Below are 17,150 nucleotides of genomic sequence, written 5' to 3'. Positions count from 1 at the left end.
GGAGTAACTTCGCCATGAACATCGACATCCGTCACCGTTTCATCAGCATCGCCGCTGGCGCTGGTCTACTTGCTTCGCTGGGCTTGACCGCCTGCGACAAGAACACCGAGGACCCCACGCCACCGGCCGAGACCGTCGAGGTCGAGGCGCCGCCGGCCGAGCCCGCGCGCGTGTACCCCGAGCCGCCGCCGCCGTCCGAGCAGCGGTCCGTGAACTTCCCGGCGCTGCAAAAGTTCGAGCTGCCCAACAAGCTCATGGTCTACATCGTCGAGAACCATGAGGTCCCGCTCGTCGACGTGCAGCTGGTCGTCAAGGCCGGCACGATCAACGACGACCTGGTCGGCGCGATGACGGCGTCGATGCTGACCGAGGGCACCAAGAAGCGCAGCAAGGCCAAGATCGACGAGTCGATCGAGCAGCTCGGCAGCAGCCTGTCGGCCGGCGCGGGTGAGCACAACAGCTTCATCCAGACCCGGGTGTTGACGCCCAACCTCAAGTTCGCGCTCGAGCTGGTCAACGACGTCGCGCAGAACCCCAAGTTCGACAAGGACGCGCTGGAGAAGCAAAAGGACCAGCAGAAGGTCGCGATCAAGGGCGAGAAGTCCGACGGCGGCGCGCTCGCGCAGCGGCTGACCCAAAAGCTGCTGTTCCCGCCCGGCCACCCCTACGCGCCGGACTTCCCGACCGACGCCGAGATCGACGCCGTCACGCCCGAGGCGCTGCGTGCGTTCCATGACCTCTACTACCGGCCCGGCAACGCCTACCTGATCCTCTCGGGCGACGTGACCCAGGCCGACGTCCAGAAGCTGGTCGAGAGCACGCTCGGGCGCTGGAAGCCGTTCGAGGGCGAGGTCCCGCCGCACCCACTCGAGGCGTTCACGGGCGCGGACTACCAAAAGGCGGTCCCCACCGAGCTCGCGGTTCACATCGTCGACCGCAACCAGATCAGCTCGGACATCGTCATCGCCAACGTCAACTCGGTCGCCCGCAACAGCCCCGAGTGGGAGAAGATGGCCGCGGTCACCAAGCTGTTCGGTGGCGGCATGTCTTCGCGGCTGTTCCGTGACATCCGCGAAGAGCGGAAGCTGACCTACAACATCGGCTCGTTCCAGGCGCCGCAAAAGGCGATCGGCGCGTTCTTGCTCGTCACCCAGACCAAGGAGACCGACGAGATGCTCAGCGCGCTGCTGGGTCACATCGACCAGCTGCGGACCACGGATCCGACCGAGCAAGAGTTCAAGGCCGCCGTCGACAACATGGCCCTGAGCTTCCCCCTGCAGATCGAGACCGCCTCGCAGATCGCGGGCAAGGTCGGCACGATGCTGACCTACAACCTGCCGGAGGACTACTACAACAACTACATCGAGGAGGTCCGCAAGATCGAACTCGGTGACATCAAGGACACCGCGGCCAAGCACATCCACACCACCCCGGTGATCGTGATCGTGGGCAAGGCGGCGAAGGTCAAAAAGCAGCTCAAGGACGTCAAAGAGCTCGAAGGCGCCAAGATCTACGAGTACGACACGGATCTGAAGCCGCTGTAGCGCGCGCCGCCCAGCCGTCCTGACCGCCGTGCGCGCGCACGGGCCGAGTCGGGGCGGCTCGGGTATAACAGTCGCTCATGTGCGGCATCATTGGCTACACAGGCTCCCGTCCCGCGGCCCCGATCCTCGTCGACGGACTGCGTCGGCTCGAGTACCGCGGCTATGACTCGGCTGGCGTCGCGATCCTCGACCCCGGCCGAAACCCGTTGACGGTCGTGTCTCGCTGCGAGGGCAAGATCGCCTCGCTCGCGGCCAAGCTCGAGGCCGAGCCGGTCAGCGGCGCGAGCGGGATCGGCCACACGCGCTGGGCCACCCACGGCCGGCCCTGCGAGCTCAACGCGCATCCGCATCGGGCCGGGCGCGTGTGTGTCGTCCACAACGGCATCATCGAGAACCACGCCAAGCACCGCGAGGCGTTGATCGCCCGCGGCCGGGCGTTCGCGAGCGAGACCGACACCGAGGTCGTCGCTCACCTGATCGACGAGATCTACGACGCGGCCGCCAAGCAGGGGGCCGCCGACCTGGTGTCCGCCGTGCGCGAGGCGATCTCGCAGCTGCACGGCGCCTACGCGCTGTGTGTGGTCCACGACGAGCACCCCGAGCAGCTGGTCGCGGCCCGCCACCACTCGCCCTTGTTGATCGGACTCGGCGGCGCGCAAGGCCAACTGGACCTCGCAGAGAGCTTCGTGGCCTCGGACGTGGCGGCGATCCTCGAGCACACCCGCACGGTCGTGGATCTCGACGACGGTGACATCGCGATCGTCGACCCCAGCGGGATCGTGCAGCTGCTCGACGCCGACGGTCAGCCGGCCAAGCGAGCCCGGCGACGGATCGAGTGGAGCCCGCTGGCCGCCGAGAAGCAGGGCTTCAAGCACTTCATGCTCAAGGAGATCTTCGAGCAGCCGCGGGCGGTCCGCGACACCCTGAGCGGTCGGCTGCCGCAATTTCGCGGGGCTGAGCCGCAGCGCGAGGACACCCTCGACTTCAGTGATCTGTCCGGCATCGACTTCGCCACCCTCGCCGAGCGCCACAAGATCACGATGGTCGCGTGCGGCACCTCGTGGCACGCCGCGCTGGCCGGCAAGTACCTCATCGAGCAGCTCGCGCGGATCCCCGTCGAGGTCGATCTCGCCAGCGAGTTTCGCTACCGCGAGCCGATCGTCCGCGCGGGTGATCTGGTCCTGGCGATCTCGCAGTCGGGCGAGACCGCCGACACCAAGGCCGCGCTGCAGGAGGCCCGGCGGCTCGGCGCGGTCGGCCTGGCGATCTGTAACGTGGTCGACTCCTCGATCGCCCGCGCCGCCGACCACGTGCTCTACACCCACGCCGGGCCCGAGATCTCGGTGGCCTCGACCAAGGCGTTCACGACCCAGCTGACCATGCTGACCATGTTCGCGGTGCACCTCGGCCGCCGGACCGGCGCGCTCGATGCCGAGCGCGCCAACGCGTTGCTCGACGGCCTGCGCGAGATGCCGATCGCGATCGACGCGGTGCTCGGGGTCCAGGCCGCGATCAAGATCATCGCCCGGCGCTGGGTCGCCGCCCGCGACTGGCTGTACCTCGGCCGCGGCCTGAGCTTTCCGGTCGCGCTCGAGGGCGCGCTCAAGCTCAAGGAGATCAGCTACGTCCACGCCGAGGGCTACGCCAGCGGCGAGATGAAGCACGGGCCGATCGCCCTGATCGACGAGAACGTCCCGGTCGTCGTGCTCGCGCTCGAGGGGCCCGGCTACCACAAGACGCTCTCGAACCTCGAAGAGGTGCGCAGCCGCGGCGGCAAGATCATCGCGGTCGCCAGCTCCGGCGACGACCAGATCGGTGATCTGGCCGACGACGTGATCATGGTTCCCAAGGTCGATCCCTTCTTGCAGCCGATCCTCGCCTCGGTGCCGCTGCAGCTGCTCGCGTATCACATCGCGGATCTCAAGGGCACCGACGTGGACCAGCCGCGCAACCTCGCCAAGTCGGTCACCGTCGAATAGTGCGCTGCCAGTCGCACGACTGGTGGTTGGCAGCACAGCGCGGCACTCACGCGCCGCTGGCGCCACTGTCGGTGTATCGCGGGTGGGCTACAGTCACAGCAATGACTCCTTCCGACGGCTGGCGGCGGCTCTACAAGGTCTGTGACCCCAAAGAGCGCCTCCACATCGACGAGCTCAACCTGTTCGTCGAGCGCTCGGACTCGGTCGCGCGCAGGATCGCCAGTTCGCTCGACGCTGGTTTCGACGAGCAAGGCAAGTGGGTCATCTGTGGCTCGGTAGGGGCGGGAAAGAGCACCGAGCTGACGAAGCTCGCCGAGTTACTGGCGGGATCGCACGTGGTCGTGGGCGTGGACTTGTGGCGTGCAGCCGCGCGGATCGACGAAGTCAGCGCCGCCGAGATCCTGTTTTGCATCGGCGCCGCTGCGATTCGAACCGCGGCGAGTCGCTTTGGTCATCAAGTCGATCCGACCCTGAAAAAACACCTCGAGCAGACCTTCGAGGGGCTGTTGGACCGCCGTCACAACATTGCGGTCGCGGATCTCGTCGAGGGTGTCGCGCTGCTGGCCTTCGACCTGTTGGCTCCGGGTGCGACGACAGCTGCGAAGACTGGGCTGCAGGCGGTGCGTGCTGCGACGGGGTCCCCGCTGGTGCCGGTTGGGCGGCCGGCGCTGGGCGGCCTCACGCGCCCGGTCAAGGATGGTGACCCGGCCCTGGACGCGCTCGTCTGGGTCGTGGATCAGATCTTGGTCGACGTCGCGCAGATCCGGGCCCCGCTGGTGCTCGTCGATGGGCTCGACAAGCTGACAAAGATCGAGTCGATCCGCGACCTATTCGCGACCAGCCGGACCTTGACCAAACCGCAGGCTCCGCTGGTCTACACTGGCCCGGTGACACTGATGTTGGCGGCGGAGTGGAGCGCCGTTGCCAACCATTTCGACCGGGCACGATTGACCAACCTGATCGTCGCTGGGCCCACGACGACCACGCGACACGTCGCGCCAGAGCAAGTGTCCGGCGGCCGTGCAGCTGCGCGCGAGATCATCTCGCGGCGCTGCGCGAGCGCGCAGCTCGATGTTTCCACCTCGTTCTCCGTCGGGGCGCTCGATCTCCTGATCACCAAGTCTGGAGGCCTCACTCGCCAGCTGCTTCAGCTCGTGCGGGAGGCTGCCAAGCTCGCGGGCATGGATGGGCTGGCCAGCATCGACACCCAGACCGCCGAGCGGGCCGCCGACGAGTGGGGCAAGGAATTCGAGATCACCATGACCGGGATTCGCCGAGCAGAGCTCGAATATATCGAAGCGCACGGGGAACCCAAGGGTGGCCAGGTCTCGCATGAGTTGCTGTTGTGGAACTATGCGATCCCCTATGCGAATGGCGACATGTGGTTTGCTCCCAATCCACTCATCCAACTGCATAAATCATGAAGGACTCGCGCTGGTTTCGACGGCTTCAGGGTGCGCTCGAGTTCGACACCGGGTTCGAGATCTTCTTGTTGCTCGGACGCGGAGCGCTGGCCCGGCCCGCGCTCACGCGTATCGCCGAGATACTGCGGCGGTTTGGTGAGCCGCGCTGGCATCGACTGGATCTCGACGGCATCGACGGACTGCTCGCGGACACCCAGCCGGAGGGTGTACTGCACCTCGTCCACGGGTTCGAGCGCATGCCCAGGGACGCGGCCGCGGACCTCGCAGCGCGGCTCAACCTGAATCGTGATCGGCTCGAGCTGCTCCGGGGTCCGGTGATCTTTTGGATTCCGGAGGACTTCTACGAGGAATTGTTGCGCCAGGCGCCCGACTTCGTGGATTGGCGCTCGCAGGCCTCGGTGGTGCCGGACGCGGATATCGGGGTCTCGGCGGAGATGCTCGCGAAGGAGTTCTTGCGCCACCAGGCGCAAGACTAGCGAGCATCACGATGAGGTCGTGCTACCAAGCGGACGGCGACAGCCGTCGCAGCAGCGTGCGCTGATCGTCGTCGAGGTTGGCCAGCAGCTCAACGCAGCTGCGGCCAGCCACGCGCAGGGTCGGATCGATGTCGAGCAACGGCTGCAGCACGAAGTCGCGGCGCCCGAGCTCGGGATGCGGCAGCGTCAGGCTGGGGGTGTCGAGGATCAGCTCGCGCCCGTCAGGGTCGAACCCACACAGCAGATCCAGGTCCAAGGTGCGGTCGCCCCAGCGCTCGCGCCGGACTCGACCGTGACGACGCTCGACCGTCAGCAAGTGGTCGAGCAGCGTGGCCGCGGGGATCGGGGTGTGCAGCTCGACGGCGGCGTTGAGAAACGCACCCAGCCCAGGACCGAGCGGCCGCGTCTCCCATACGCCCGAGCGAGCGGTCAGCGTGACGTCGGCGAGCGCCGCGAGCTCGGCCGCGGCGGCGCGCAGGCTGCCCTGTCGATCCCCGAGGTTGCTGCCGATCCCGACCAAGTAGCGGGCGATCTGGGTTGCTTGGGTCATGGCGCTCCCGCTGGGCTCGCGGCCGGCTGGGGTCCCTCGATCAGCCCGAGCGGCCCAGGCTCATCGTCGCGCGCGGATCGGCGGGTGTCCGCGACGCCCGTGTGCGCGTCGGTCATCCCCGCGAACGGCACCCGCAGCGACAGCACGAGCACCCGCGGCTCGATATCGGCGGCGTCCAGCGTGGCGATCTCGATCACCGCGGGCAGACGCCCACCCGCAGGCACGCTCGCGTCCCAGGCCGGCAGCTCGAACCGCGCCCGTCCGCTCGCGTCGGTCACGGCCTCGAGCTCGATCACACCACCAGCGACGACCAGCCTCAGCCCGCGCTCGGCCAGCGGCGTCGGCTGGCTGTCGGCGCAAGCTTGCTCGGGTCCAAGCTCGACCTCGAACGCGTCGGCGTAGCGGGTGGTGTCGCGCGAGCGGTGGGCGTCGACGATCCCCGCCGCGAGCAGACCAGCCGAGATCGCCGCGAACACGCCGCCGATCACGTAGGCGCCGGTGTAGTCGTAGACCTCGCGCCCGGTGCCGTCGATCAGGCGATCCGAGAACAACCGCGGCTGCGCGAACGCCAACGCCGCGAAGGCGCCCGTGAAGGTCCCCAGCGCGAAGTCCCAGATCACGAACCCGCGGTTGCTGCGGTGGACCTTCTCGACCCGCAGGACCGGCACATGCCGGGCCGTCACGCAGCTTTGCAGCTCGCGGAGCTCGATCAACAGGCGCGCGTCGATCTGAACGTAGTCGGCGACGAATTCGCGGGCCGCCAGCTGCTCGCCGCCAAACTGCTCGCTCGGTCCGGGCCGGGGTCGGATCGTGACCGTGTTGGTGACGTCGATCGGCGCGCAGCCCAGCGCCGCGCAGACGAGCCCGACGCAGGCGAGCGCGACCGCAGCGTCCGGGCCCCGAAACCTGGCGTGCACCACGGCCTCAGAGCGTCAGCGTCTCGCCCAGCTTGGCGCCGACGACCCGGGCGACCGTGGTCATCAGCTCCTCGTTGGTCTTGCTCGCGATCCACACGTCGCGCTCGCTGACAAAGTCGAAGTGCCACGCGGTCGTGCCCGCGGCCATCCAGATCTGTTCGGCGGCGGAGTGGGCGTTGATGACGAACTTGGCCCCGTCCTCGAACGCGAGGGTCAGGACGTCGCCCGCGAGGTTGACGTCGAGCAGCTCGTGCTCGAGGTCGCCGAGCACCTCGTCGATGTGGCGAAGGGCGGTGGTGGCCTCGGTATAGAAGGTCTTGAGATCCATGATGGTGCTACTCGTCCGCGGGCGCGTCACCGGTCGCTGGCAGCAGCCCCATCTCGACGGCCTGGGCCTCGGTGACCTCGAACACGGGCATCTCTTCGCCGTTGGGCAGCTTGATCGTGCGAGGCGCCGGCATGGCGTGCAAGCGGGCCTGGACGAGGGCCCGAAAATTGTCGTCGGCGGCGCTGCGCTGGGCGACGAAGGTGGTCCCCGCCTGCCAGCCGAAGAACCCCAGCAACGGGACGTAGATCAGCGCACGGATGACGAGCCCGAGTCGCCGCCGCTTGGCGCGACTCTCGATCTCGGTGTCGACGTCGGTCTGGCTGCCCACCCCGTGACTTTGCCAGATTTTCGGTCGAGATGTCTGGCCGCGCTCACTCGACCGACGTGAACAGGCGCCGACGCTTGACGATCGCCGTGATGCTGCCGCCGGCCGCGAGCTCGGCCGGGTACTCGGCCTCCAGCACGCGAGTCAGGGTGAGCGTGACCTCGCAGGTGCTGGCGGCGCTGCCCCCGATCAGCGCGTTGGCGCCGACGCTGAAGCTGCCCGTGTCGTCGATGTCGCTGTCATAGCCGAGGCCCTCGATGCAGCTCGAGCCGATCTCGTCTTCAATCGCGAGGTTGATCTGGTGTCCGCTCCAGCTCGGCGTCCAGCCGATCTCGATCGGCTCGCCGCGCGAGCGCGTGGACCCGCCACCCGGCTCCGAGATCTCGAGCGTGGGCGGCATCTCCACGATCGCGCTGACGCTGGTGTTGTCGTTGCGCTGCAGCGAGATCTCATAGCTCGACGCGGACTCGTCGAAGCTCACGACGTAGTAGCGGTGGCCGAGCGCGTAGAGCTCCTCGGCGACCACGCCGTTGACCTCGAGCCGATCTGCGTCTGGGCACAGCGCCAGCGTGGTACCCGAGCCGCCAGGCGAGCCGGTCTCGCCCGCGGTCTCCAGCTCGATCTCGACCGCGACGCCGTCATCGAGGTCGCTGACGGTCGCCTGCAGCACCAGCGCGGACGTCGACAGATCACAGCTGCGTGGCGTGTCTGAGCATGCGATCGCGCCGAGCGCGAGCAGTGCCAGTGAGCCGTTGCGGGCGTCCATCCACCTGTGAGCATAGCCTCCCTGTCTGCGCGTCCGTGAGGTTCGGATATCGCACTCGGTGCCAAGCGTGACCTAAAGATCAGTGTGATCACTACGTGTCCATACAGCCGGCGTGGCTCACTAAAAAAACCAGCCGTGTTCTCGCTGGTCTCGTGCGCCAGGAGTACACTTCGTCGACGAGTCGATACGACCCGCGCGAGTGCGATGGCTGACGAAGACCCGAATGGTTCACCCGAGACCCTCGGCCGAATTGCTCTCAAGCAGGTCCGGGTGACTCGCGCCGAGGTCGAGGCACGCAGCCGCGAGTCCAGCAGCGCGCGTAAGACTCCCAACCCAATGAACAGGCTGGTTCCATATTTGGATCTGTTCTCGCGCCTGAGTGACGAAGATCTGGCGCGGCTCGCTCGGGCGCCGATCACCGCGGTCGAGAGCCTTCGCCTGCAGATCGACGAGGTCAGCCGCGCGCTCGGCCGATTCGCCGATTTGCTCCCGCGCCTCAGCGACGACGAGCTCGCGCGCTTGACCGGGGCCACCGTCAAGACCGTGCGGTTTTGGCGGCTCAGTCAGCCCCGACATCTGCAGGGTGACACCCGTCGGCGCAGCCACGCCGATGGCACCCCGGCGCCCGGCCCTGGCGCGCAAGACAACGTGCCCGTGCGACGACACCTCGAGGACGCGGAGCTGTCGAGCAACAGCTGGAATTCGATCCGCCGCCCCGCCGAGCTCGTCACCGACGAGTCGAGCGACGACGACGGCCCCGACGGCTCCTCGACCTTCGTGATCGACACCGTCGAGTGAGTTCGCTGCCCACGGTGATCCAGTCCACGAATGGCGCCTGCAAGCGGGCGAGAAGCTTCGCCCGAGCTGAAAGAAATGGCTGCTCAGGTTCCTGGGGTGTGGCCAAACAGGTGGATGTGCAGACGCAGGCCGAGCCGATAGTTGCGCGCCCGACATGAGTCGATCGCGGCCAGGTAGCCGGCCCGCAAGCTGGTGTCGTCGACGCCCTCGGGCATCAGCAAGATCTGCTCGCGCGCGTCTTTTGGTAAGTCGAGTTCGGCGACGAGCTGATCGATCTCGGCGAGGTCGGCCTCGAGCTGCTCGAGCGCCGCCGTGCGGACCACGAACTTGAGCTGCCACGCGTAGCTCGAGATCAGCCGCGCGAGCACGTCGAGGTTCAGGCGAGCGGCCTCGTGCATCGTCGCCAGCTTGGGGTCGCGCCGCCACGGGGTGCTGTGCGACAGCTTGGGCGAGATCGACATGAGATCAGCCTGCAGGCCCTCGCACCAGACGGTGCCCGCGGTCTCAATCGTGAGGTGATGGCCGGCCGCGCGCAGCGCTTGACTGAGCTCGGCGGCGGGCGAGAACAGCATCGGCTCGCCGCCAGTCAGGACCACGTGGCGCGGGCCGGCGGCGCACCACTCGACGAGCTCGTCCAGCCCCGTGGCCTCCCCCTCGGGCGCCCACGAGCTGCGCGGAGTGTCGCACCACACGCAGCGCAAGTTGCAGCCAGACACCCGCACGAAGCTGCTCGGGACGCCGACCAGCGCGCCCTCCCCCTGGACCGAGACAAAGCGCTCTTGGATCCGCAGCGAAGCCACCGCGGGGATGCTGACCGATCCCGGCCCGATGAGCTAGCCTGCGGCGATGCAGACGCCGCGAACGAAGATCGTCGATGCGCTCGACGCCGCCCCCCCCGTCGTGGGCGTGCGCGTGAAGGGCTGGGCTCGGACCGTGCGCGACAGCAAGAAGGTCGTGTTCATCGCGCTCAACGATGGCTCCTCGTTTGCGAGCTTGCAGGTCGTCGCCGGGGCGGAGCTCGAGGGCTTCGAGGAGCTTCGCCACCTCACGACCGGCTCCGCGCTCAGCGTCGAGGGCGAGCTGGTGGCCTCGCCCGCGAAGGGCCAGACCGTCGAGCTCAAGGCCACCAAGGTCGAGATCGTCGGCAAAGCCGACCCCAGCTATCCACTGCAGAAGAAGCGCCACGGGTTCGAGTTCCTGCGCGAGCAGGCCCACCTGCGGGTCCGGACCAACACCTTCGGCGCGGTGTTTCGGGTCCGCAGCGTGCTCGCCCAGGCCGTTCACCAGTTCTTCGCGGACCGCCGCTTCGTCTACGTCCACACGCCGATCATCACGTCCAGCGACGCCGAGGGCGCGGGCGAGATGTTCCGGGTCACGACGCTCGATGTTGGCGCTCCGCCGCGCCGACCCGACGGCAGCGTCGACAGTGATCAGGACTTCTTCGCCCAGCCGACCTACCTGACCGTCTCGGGTCAGCTCAACGGCGAGGCGTTCGCGCTCGGGCTGTCGGACATCTACACCTTCGGCCCGACCTTCCGGGCCGAGAACTCCAACACCAGCCGGCACGCCGCGGAGTTTTGGATGATCGAGCCCGAGATGGCGTGGTGCGACCTGCAGGACGACTGCGACCTCGCCGAGGTGTTCGTGAAGTATCTGCTGCGCACGGCCCTCGACAAGTGCGGGGAGGACCTCGCGTTCTTCAACCAGCACATCGACAAGGGCTTGGTCGCGCGGCTCGAGCAAGTGGTCAGCGCCGAGTTTGTGCGGATCAGCTACACCGAGGCCGTCAAGCTGCTGCAGGAGTCTGGCGAGACCTTCGAGTTTCCGGTCGAGTGGGGCAAGAACCTGCAGGCCGAGCACGAGCGCCACATCACCGAGAAGATCCTCGGCCGGCCGACCTTCGTGACCGACTACGCCACGCAGATCAAGTCGTTCTACATGCGCCGCAACGACGACGGCAAGACCGTCGCGGCGATGGATCTGCTGGTCCCGAACATCGGCGAGCTGATCGGCGGCTCGCAGCGAGAAGAGCGGCTCGACGTGCTCGAGTCGATCTTCGCCGCGGATCCGCACCTGAACGCCGACGACTACGCCTGGTATCTCGACACCCGGCGGTTTGGCACAGCTCCACACGCGGGCTTTGGTCTGGGGTTCGAGCGCTTGGTCATGTACGTGACGGGCATGGAGAACATCCGCGATGTGATCCCGTTCCCGCGGACGCCCCGTCACTGCAAGTTCTGATCGGGGGCGGGGATCTGCTCGGGCGTCAGCTCGGCGCCGAGCTGCGCGCCGAGTCGGCGGGTCATCACCTCGATCGCCTCGAGGTTCGAGTCGATCAACGTGGCAGAGCGCCCAGCCGCGAGCGCGGCCGCGCCCAGTGATCCGCTGCCCGCGAAGAAGTCGAGCACGTGATCGCCGGGATCCGAGTGCACGCTGACGATCCGCCGCAGCACGCCCACGGGCTTCTGCGTGGGGTAGCCGGTCTTCTCCTTGCCGGTCGGGCTGACGATCGTGTGCCACCAGACGTCGGTCGGGGTCTTGCCGCGCGCGGCCTTGTCGGGCCCGACCAGGCCGGGCGCCATATAGGGGATCCGATCCATCTCGTCGTAGCGAAACACGTAGCGCTTGGGATCCTTCGCGTACCACAAGATGTTGTCGTGCTTGGCCGACCAGCGCTTCTTGGTCCGCCCGCCAAAGTCGTAGGCCCAGATCAGCTCGTTGATGAACGAGTCGCGGCCGAAGATCGTGTCGAGCAGGACCTTGACGTAGTGGACCTCGCGATAGTCGAGGTGCACGAACAGGCTGCCGTCGTCGCTCAGCAGGCGATGGGCCTCGCGCAGGCGCGGCTCGAGGAACGCCGGAAAGTCGTCGAAGCTGTCTGCGTAGGCCTTGGTGTCGAGCAGCGTCGTCGCGTAGCGGGCGCCCGCGAACCCCGTGCGGTCACTCGGCTCGCTCGCGTCGGCGACCCGCGTGGTCCGTAGTCGCCTGCGAACCTGCGACTTGCCCGTGTTGAACGGAGGGTCGATGTAGATCAGCCGAAACCCAGCCGCCGGCAGGTGGGGCAGCGCGACGAGGTTGTTGGCGTGGATGATCCGAACGCTCGGACCGCGGGCGGCCTCATCGGGCGTCTGTGCTTCGGACACGCGGCATGATGCCAGAGGATCTTTTGCCCCACAGACTCCCTGACACTGCGCCGACTGCAGCCGCTGTCAGCGGCTGCGCTGGCGCGGGGTATAGTGGCCGCCATGGCGACACCCAACCTACGCTTCCGACTGCTCGGCCGCTCGGGCCTGCGCGTCTCCGAGATCTGCCTGGGCACGATGAGCTTCGGCGAGCAGTGGGGCTTCGGCGCCGACGAGGCGACCAGTCACCAGGTGCTCGACGCCTACGCCGACGCGGGCGGCAACTTCTTGGACACCGCCAACAAATATCACGGCGGCGAGACTGAGCAGATCGTCGGCAGCTGGCTGGCGCAGCTCCCGGGTCGCCGCGATCGGACCGTGCTCGCGACCAAGTACACGCTGTCGATGGACAGCGCCGATCCAAACGCGTCGGGCAACCATCGCAAGAGCTTGCACCGCGCGGTCGATGACTCGCTGCGTCGGCTCGGAACCGACTACATCGACTTGATGTGGGTCCACGCGTGGGACCAGTACACCCCCTACGAGGAGACCCTGCGCGCGCTCGATGACCTGGTCCGCGCGGGGAAGATCCTCTACATCGGGATCAGCGACACGCCCGCGTGGGTGGTGTCGGCCTCGAATACGCTCGCCGAGCTGCGCGGGTGGACCAGCTTCATCGCCCTGCAGATCGAGTACAGCCTGTTGCAGCGCACGCCCGAGCGCGACCTGCTGCCGATGGCCGAGCAGTTCGGGCTCTCGATCCTGGCCTGGGCGCCGCTAGGTGGCGGGGTGCTGACGGGCAAGTACACCCGCGAGACGGGATCGGCGGACTCGCTGCGCAAGCAGGGCAACGTGTCGCGCGGGCGGACCTCGGATCGCGCGCTGGAGATCGCCCGGACCGTCGACGCGATCGCAGACGAGCTCGGCGCGAGCTCGGCCCAGGTCGCCGCGGCGTGGGTGAGCGCGCAAGGCTACCGCTACATCCCGATCGTCGGCGCTCGCAAGCTCTCGCAGATCGAAGACAGCCTGGGCGCCGCCTCGCTCGAGCTCAGCGCCGAGCAGCTGGCCACGCTCGCCGAGGTCAGCAAGGTGCGGCTCGGGTTCCCGCACGATTTTCTTGGCGCAGACGCGGTGCTCGACCTGGTCCGCGGCGAGCTCCGCGGCCGGATCGACGGCCGCCCCGCGTGAGCGAGACAAAGTAACGGAGGAGGAGGGATTCGAACCCCCGGTAGGGTTTCCCCCACAACGGATTTCAAGTCCGCCGCCTTAAACCACTCGACCACTCCTCCGGTCAGGCGGCTGGGAGTATGCCCGGGCGGACCGGCGGCGTCCAGCCCGGTGACTCCGACTCAGCGCCCGCGGGACCCGCTCAGAGCCCTCGGAGCAGGCGCTCGACTTCGCTGCGGCCGGCCGCGTTGGCAGGCGCGAGGTTCATGTACTCGTTGAGCGCGGCCTTGGCCTCGGCGCGTCGGCCGAGCTCGACGTAGCTCTCGCCGAGCCGACGATAGGCGTCGATCAGGGCGCGCTCGGTCGCGTTGGCCTTGGCGTTGTCGATCGCGGCTTGTAGTGCCTTGACCGCGGCGCCGTGCTTGTTCAGATCGTTGTGGATCCGGCCTTCCTGATAGAAGGCCTCGAACAGGCTCGCGTCGAGCTGCTGGGCCTTCTGGAAGTCGCCGATCGCCTGCTCACGCTTGCCCATGTCCTTGTGGGCCAGCCCGAGCGCGAGGTAGGCGTAGGGGTACGCGTCGGTCTGCTGAACGACCGGCGTGAGCAGCTCGATCGCCTTGGCGGCGGCGCCCTCGTAGGCGTACAGCCGACCGAGCAGCGCCGCGGCCTCGAGGTTCTTGGGGTCCAGCTGCAGCGCGCGCGTGTAGTGACCGCGGGCGTCGTTGGGCCGGGCGTTGTACTCGAGCGCCTGCCCGAGCCACAGCTCGACCTCGGCGTCGCCGTCGCGGGTCTGGGCGCTCTCGATCTCCGACAGCGCGCGAGCGTACTGACCCTGGATCAGCAACGCCCGACCCAGCAGCAGGTGCGCGCGGGTATCGGTTGGATCACGCTCGATGACCTTCTGCGCGAGGCTCTGAGCTTGCTCGGGACGGTCTTGGGCCAGGCGCAGGGCGGCGCCGGTCAAGATGATCTCACGCGAGGCCTCGGGGGCCTCCAAGCTCGCGCTGATCAACGCCTCGAGCTCGTCGAGCTTGCCCTTGCGCAGCAGCACCTTGCCGAGCGGCTCGGTCAGGCCGGGGTAGCCACCCGTGCGCTCGTGCAGCTCGAGCAGCGCTTCTTCGTGGGCCTGACGCTGGTCGAGCTGATCGAGCAGGCGCGCACGCAGCAACAGCGCGTCGTTGCTCGCTGGATCGCTGGTGATCGCGTCTTCGATCGCGGTCAGGGCCCGCTCGAGCTCGCCCTTGCTGAGCAGGACCTCGGCGCGGACCCGGCCGACGGCGGCCAGCGACTGGCGGCCGCGAACGCTGGCCTTGGCGTCGGCGGCGACCAACGCCGCGAGCTGCTCGTCGAGCAGCTTCAGCGCGTCATCGCGAAGGTCCGAGCGGATCAGCAGGTCCACTTCGTGGATGATCGGGGCCGTGTACAGCGGGTCGAGCTTGCGGGCCAGGGCGAAGGCCGTGCGGGCCTCGTCGATCTTCATGACCAGCGCGTGCGCCTGGCCGATCAGATCTTGGACCTGTGGATCCTTGCTGCCAGCCTCGCCGAGCGAGTCCAGGCGAGCCCGCGCTTCGTCGTCGAGGCCGGCCTCGAGGTCGACCCGGGCGGCCGTCTTGATCAGCAGCGGATTCTTCGCGCCCTCGCCCTGCATCAAGACGTCGAGCTCGGCGCGGATCGAAGAGAAATCCTTGTTGCTCAGCCACAGATCAATGCGATCGATCCGGGCCGCCGTCAGCTTGTCGTCGCTGGCCAGCGCCTGGTCGAGCAAGCGCATGGCCGCGCCAGTCCGACCTTGGGCCATCGCGATGCCCGCGCGCTGGCGCAGGAGCTCGGCCTTGTGGGTGTCGCTGATCGACGCCGGCTGAATGCTCTGGCCGATCTGCGCGGCCTCGTCGAGCCGGCCTTGATCCAGGGCTGCGTGCATCAGCGCCTCTTGCAGCGCGAGGTGGTTCGGCGAGGTCTTGGCGGCCTGGCGCATCGCCGCGATCCCGTCGACGGGGTTGGCGGCGAACCGAACCTGCAGCACGGTCAGCTGCGCGGCCTGATCGCCGGGCCTGCGCGCGACCGCAGCTTCGGCCGCGGCCCGGGCTCGCTCGGTCTCACCCTTGTCGAGCAGCGCCCACGCTTGATACAGCGCGGTCCGGGGCCCGGTGTCGTCGAGCAACGCGAGCGCCTCGTCACGCTTGCCGTTGACCAGCAGCGTCAGGCCCACGACCCGACGCACGAACGGCTCGGGCCTGGTTTGAAACGGCGCGAGCAGCTGGCCGGCCTCGGCCAGGCGCGCTGGATCGGGACCGTAGCGGTAGTGCAGCAGCAGCGCGGCCTCGGCCCGACCGACCGGGTCGTTCTCCGACAGCTCGTAGGCCTGCACGTAGCTGGCCGGCGTGTCCTGATCGAACTTGGCGAGCACGCCCTCGGGCCGCTCGGTCGGCTCCGCCGATGGCGGCGTGACCTCGCCGCCGCTGTCATTTTGGTCGACCGGCGGGTCCACGCTGTCCGAGTCGAACAGCCCCATCTGCATCGCCAGCACGCCGCCGCCGATCAGCACGATCGCGCCCAGCAAGCCATAGACGACCCAGCGGTTGACGCCGCGGCGGGGCCCGTCGGGGATCCGCGCGGGCTTTTGCTTGAACGCGCTCGCGGGCTCACCCGTGGCCGCGGCGATCGGCTGCTCGATCGGCTTCTCGCCGAGGCCGCGCAGACCGCCAGTGGTTGGCTGGGCGTCGTCGAGGTCGAGATCGAGGTCATCGACCGAAGCCGGCACCAGGTTGGCCGGCTTCGCCGCGGTCCGGCCCGCCGAGGTCGGCAGCGAGTCGACCGCCCGCGGCAGTGTGTCGACGGCCCTCGGCAGCGAGTCGACCGCTCGCGGCAGCGAGTCGGCCGCGGTCGGCAGCGAGTCGAAGTCGTCGAGGTCGGGCGCCGGGAAGTCATCGACCGGGGCGTGAAAGTCGTCGAGCTCGCCCGGCAGGTTGTCGACCGGCATCGGCAGATCCGGCGACGGCATCGGCAGGTCGTCGATCGACAGGGCATCGAAGCCCACGTCATCGACTGGGGTCGGGAGCTCGAAGTCGGGCTCGCCGACTGGAACCGCCCCGCGAGCGACCCCTCCGCCAAAGTTGGGCGGCTCCGGGAGATCCATGTCCTGCGCGCGACCGGCGGGCATCGGCAGGTCGAAGCCGTCGTCGACGAGGTCTTGGACGCCGCTGGTCGAGGCCGCGGGCAGATCCAGCCCCGCGAAGTCCGGGCTGTCGAAGCTGGGCCGCGACGGGTACTCGACCGGCGCCTGCGGGGGCGCGCTGGATCCCGCCGAGAGATCAGCGAGCTCGATCGTCTCCGAGTCGCCCTGGTACTCGAACTCCTGCACGCCGCTGCGCGCGGCCGGATCCTCCTGTGAGAATTCGTCGGCGTCGCCGTGAGTGATCGAGCCGAGCTCCGGCAGGCGCTCGAGATCGCCTGCGAAGAACGGGTCGTCGTCGTCGTCGTCGTCGAAGCTGCCCAGGCCGCCCGGCATGCTGGCGGACGCGCCGGGCAAGATGCCAGAGTCCGCGGCCATCACCCCCGAGTCGACCGGCAAGACCCCCGAGGAGAAGGGATCATCGATCGGCGGCGGCGGTGCGGCGGGAGCCGCTGGCGACTTGGCGCCGGAGCTGGGGAACGACGGCAGCCCGAGCCCAGGCCCCGGCGGCTTGGCCGGTGCGGGGGCCTTGACCTGTGCGGGCGGCGGGGCCGGTGCGGGTGCCGGGGCCGCCGCCCGCAC

15 protein-coding genes and 1 tRNA gene are annotated in these 17,150 nt (G+C 68.4%); 7 read left to right on the top strand and 9 right to left on the bottom strand.

What is annotated here, in order from left to right; genetic code table 11:
* Positions 1-14 precede the first annotated feature (14 nt).
* From ENSA7_RS10380 to ENSA7_RS10365, 4 genes are all read left to right on the top strand, one after another.
* Positions 15-1,544 (top strand): M16 family metallopeptidase, encoded by a 1,530-nt coding sequence (locus tag ENSA7_RS10380; RefSeq protein WP_106089074.1) that lies wholly within the window; start codon positions 15-17, stop codon positions 1,542-1,544.
* A 77-nt stretch (positions 1,545-1,621) separates the two neighbouring features.
* A complete protein-coding gene (gene glmS, locus ENSA7_RS10375; RefSeq protein WP_106089073.1) occupies positions 1,622-3,523 on the top strand; it encodes a glutamine--fructose-6-phosphate transaminase (isomerizing) in 1,902 nt (633 codons plus the stop codon).
* 101 nt (positions 3,524-3,624) lie between these two features.
* Positions 3,625-4,947, top strand: coding sequence for a hypothetical protein (locus ENSA7_RS10370; RefSeq protein ID WP_106089072.1), 1,323 nt, complete (start codon positions 3,625-3,627; stop codon positions 4,945-4,947).
* Positions 4,944-5,423 carry a hypothetical protein gene (locus ENSA7_RS10365; RefSeq protein WP_106089071.1) on the top strand — a complete coding sequence of 160 codons (480 nt, stop codon included), beginning with the start codon at positions 4,944-4,946 and terminating at the stop codon, positions 5,421-5,423. Before ENSA7_RS10370 ends, ENSA7_RS10365 begins: the two co-directional genes overlap by 4 nt.
* Positions 5,424-5,445: 22 nt before the next feature.
* Here ENSA7_RS10365 and folK read toward each other — a convergent pair whose 3' ends face one another.
* The 5 genes from folK to ENSA7_RS10340 are packed head-to-tail and all read right to left on the bottom strand — an operon-like array spanning position 5,446 to position 8,309.
* The gene (gene folK / locus ENSA7_RS10360; protein ID WP_106089070.1) at positions 5,446-5,973 is read right to left on the bottom strand and encodes a 2-amino-4-hydroxy-6-hydroxymethyldihydropteridine diphosphokinase; all 528 of its coding nucleotides are present in this window, start codon (positions 5,971-5,973) and stop codon (positions 5,446-5,448) included.
* The gene (locus ENSA7_RS10355; RefSeq protein ID WP_106089069.1) at positions 5,970-6,893 is read right to left on the bottom strand and encodes a hypothetical protein; all 924 of its coding nucleotides are present in this window, start codon (positions 6,891-6,893) and stop codon (positions 5,970-5,972) included. The genes folK and ENSA7_RS10355 overlap by 4 nt, the downstream gene beginning before the upstream one ends.
* Before the next feature lie 4 nt (positions 6,894-6,897).
* The gene (gene cyaY / locus ENSA7_RS10350; RefSeq protein ID WP_106089068.1) at positions 6,898-7,218 is read right to left on the bottom strand and encodes an iron donor protein CyaY; all 321 of its coding nucleotides are present in this window, start codon (positions 7,216-7,218) and stop codon (positions 6,898-6,900) included.
* A 7-nt stretch (positions 7,219-7,225) separates the two neighbouring features.
* Entirely contained in the window at positions 7,226-7,546 is a 321-nt protein-coding gene (locus tag ENSA7_RS10345) for a hypothetical protein (protein WP_106089067.1), read from the bottom strand.
* A gap of 43 nt (positions 7,547-7,589) precedes the next feature.
* Positions 7,590-8,309 (bottom strand): hypothetical protein, encoded by a 720-nt coding sequence (locus tag ENSA7_RS10340; protein WP_106089066.1) that lies wholly within the window; start codon positions 8,307-8,309, stop codon positions 7,590-7,592.
* A gap of 204 nt (positions 8,310-8,513) precedes the next feature.
* Between ENSA7_RS10340 and ENSA7_RS10335 the strand changes: the two genes are divergently transcribed.
* On the top strand, positions 8,514-9,107 hold the full coding sequence (locus tag ENSA7_RS10335) for a hypothetical protein (RefSeq protein WP_106089065.1): 594 nt from the start codon (positions 8,514-8,516) through the stop codon (positions 9,105-9,107).
* Positions 9,108-9,190: 83 nt separating this feature from the next.
* On the opposite strand, the gene ENSA7_RS10330 is transcribed toward ENSA7_RS10335, so the two are convergent.
* Entirely contained in the window at positions 9,191-9,907 is a 717-nt protein-coding gene (locus ENSA7_RS10330) for a 7-carboxy-7-deazaguanine synthase QueE (protein WP_219907942.1), read from the bottom strand.
* 46 nt (positions 9,908-9,953) lie between these two features.
* Between ENSA7_RS10330 and asnS the strand changes: the two genes are divergently transcribed.
* Positions 9,954-11,348 carry an asparagine--tRNA ligase gene (gene asnS, locus ENSA7_RS10325; RefSeq protein WP_106089064.1) on the top strand — a complete coding sequence of 465 codons (1,395 nt, stop codon included), beginning with the start codon at positions 9,954-9,956 and terminating at the stop codon, positions 11,346-11,348.
* On the opposite strand, the gene ENSA7_RS10320 is transcribed toward asnS, so the two are convergent.
* Positions 11,333-12,250 (bottom strand): DNA-methyltransferase, encoded by a 918-nt coding sequence (locus ENSA7_RS10320; protein ID WP_219907941.1) that lies wholly within the window; start codon positions 12,248-12,250, stop codon positions 11,333-11,335. The two genes, asnS and ENSA7_RS10320, sit on opposite strands and share 16 nt — an antisense overlap.
* Before the next feature lie 102 nt (positions 12,251-12,352).
* Between ENSA7_RS10320 and ENSA7_RS10315 the strand changes: the two genes are divergently transcribed.
* On the top strand, positions 12,353-13,417 hold the full coding sequence (locus ENSA7_RS10315) for an aldo/keto reductase (RefSeq protein WP_106089062.1): 1,065 nt from the start codon (positions 12,353-12,355) through the stop codon (positions 13,415-13,417).
* A gap of 14 nt (positions 13,418-13,431) precedes the next feature.
* On the opposite strand, the gene ENSA7_RS10310 is transcribed toward ENSA7_RS10315, so the two are convergent.
* Both ENSA7_RS10310 and ENSA7_RS10305 read right to left on the bottom strand, forming a co-directional pair.
* Positions 13,432-13,518 (bottom strand) — tRNA-Ser (locus tag ENSA7_RS10310).
* Between the two features lie 80 nt (positions 13,519-13,598).
* The coding region (locus ENSA7_RS10305) for a tetratricopeptide repeat protein (protein ID WP_146157549.1) at positions 13,599-17,150 on the bottom strand (3,552 nt) is incomplete at its 5' end.

Origin of the sequence: Enhygromyxa salina (assembly GCF_002994635.1) — a bacterium.
Classification (GTDB): domain Bacteria; phylum Myxococcota_A; class Polyangia; order Nannocystales; family Nannocystaceae; genus Plesiocystis; species Plesiocystis salina_B.
This window is presented reverse-complemented; position numbering and strand designations above follow the sequence as displayed.